At 37.3% G+C, this 1963-nt stretch carries 1 protein-coding gene; it reads right to left on the reverse strand.

Annotated elements, in window-relative coordinates:
- Positions 1-212: 212 nt before the first annotated feature.
- A complete protein-coding gene (locus QMD82_08555; GenBank protein MDI6851963.1) occupies positions 213-1793 on the reverse strand; it encodes a DEAD/DEAH box helicase in 1581 nt (526 codons plus the stop codon).
- Positions 1794-1963: the final 170 nt, after the last annotated feature.

The raw sequence follows: 1963 nt of genomic DNA on the forward strand, positions 1-1963 counted from the left end.
CTCTTCTGCAACGCCCTTTGTGTGCCTGCTTAACCATTGAACTTTCTACCGAAAGGCTCTAAAAACCTTATCCGTGCAAAAGGAAAATTGATTAATCTTTTTTGTTGAATTTCTCCAATTTTCTCTTATAATATATGCTAAAATAAAACATCTTCATCCTAACACGAAAGAGAATCTAATTGGTAAATTGCCTGGTGTCAAAATCGGCGGGACTATTTGAAGGTAAGGTCAATAGATTCCACACTCAAAGCTTCTTTTTCAAATTCTCTTAGTTCGGTTTCGTTAAATACGTCTTTCTCGACAAGATCTACAAATACTACATAAATCCTTGAAAAATCTTTGCCAGGAGTTCTTCTCAAAATTCTACCCATTCTCTGAATCCATTGCCTTACACTACTTGTTCCAGCGACTATAATTCCCGCATTAGCTTCAGGAACATCAAAGCCCTCGTCAAGGGCTCGGCAGGAAACAAGTATGTTGATATTTCCCTTTCTGAAATTTGAGATATTTTCAAGCCTTTTATCGAAAGGTAATTGAGCATGATATATCCCCACTTTAAAGGACTTCTCCTTCAGGTATTCAAAAATCTTTTCCGCCACCTCAATCCTTTCGTGAAAGATCAGCACCCTTTCGTCTTTAAGGTTTTCCTCAGAGATAAGCCATTTTAAAGCCTCAAGTTTTGACTTCGATGTGTGAATTATTCCTTTTCGAGCATTCAGCAAAGAAGTATAACGTGAGATCAAATCATCCTGCGTTTTCTCGTACAAGGAACCCAAATACTTGAAAAATTCCGTAGGTTTTGCTGCCTCTAATTCAGGGTATTTTGAAAACAATATTCCACTTACTTTACTGATCTGTTCTGTATATTCATTATATTGTAAAGAATCTTGCTTTTTGAGTTTTACTTTCACCCTCTTCAATTTGTATGGCGGGATAATACCGTCTTTTAGAGCAGTGTTATATGAATAGGAGTAAATTACCTCTCCTAAATTGGGGACTAATTTTTCTTCAAAACCAAAGTCGCCATATCTTTCTGGTGTTGCAGAAAGGCCAAGGGTATAGGAATAGTTGACTTTAAAGATTTTAGAATTCTCCTTGCTCCCATAACGGTGGCACTCATCTGCAATTAAGAATGTATCATTACCAGAAAAATGATTTTTGAAATGTTCTGTTATATATTCTCTTGCCGTGTTAATGACATAGAGCACCAAAACCCGCCCATCAAGGCTTTCTTTATTATACCCATGAAATACAGCTATCTTTTCCCTGGGTATATTTAGCTTGTCCATCAAGCTAATTAGCCACTGGTCAAGAAGAGCGGAAGTAGGCACTATTATTATTGTTTTAAGCCCGCCATCTTCGTATGCGGCGGAGTTGTAAAGATCTGAAATTAAGGATAAAGCAAAAACAGTTTTGCCAGCGCCTGTTACAACTTTTACAATTCCCTTCCCGTTATTTTCCCACCATGCTTTTTTTGCTTCTTTTTGCCACCGATAGAGTTCTACAGTAAGTTTAAATGGTGCAGACTGAATAGCCTCTGCAGAATAATCTTCGGTTAACCTTTTACATATAGGACATTCTTTGTCGTCACAGGTTTTGTCAAAATCTTTTATTGATGCAAGACGTTTTAATGAGTCTTCCAAGGTAGCATTAAGCGAGGGAGGAATACCTTTACCTTTGGTTAAATACCAACCAGATTTTTCCAGAGCATCTATAAGAGGTTTTTCTATACCGAAGACCTTTGCCCTTCTTGCAAGGTGATGAAGGTGCCAGCTTTGCCATTTTTCTTTCATGATTGCAAGTTAATCGGTGCATGAAAATGTTTTAAACTCAAACGTCTGACCCTGCCTATTACAGGGTATAAGCTGAATTCCTCATTCTTATAAACTACCCTTGGTCTTTCATCACTTTCCACAACTTTTATATCGCCTTCTATTACGAGTTGAATTATATAACTTCCAGC

It is taken from the genome of bacterium, from assembly GCA_030019025.1.
GTDB lineage: Bacteria > Hydrothermota > Hydrothermia > UBA1063 > UBA1063 > UBA1063.

What these genes read in the sequence shown, in the direction of transcription:
- QMD82_08555 (MDI6851963.1), bottom strand. Translation starts at nt 1,793, where the DNA reads ATGAAAGAAAAATGGCAAAGCTGGCACCTTCATCACCTTGCAAGAAGG.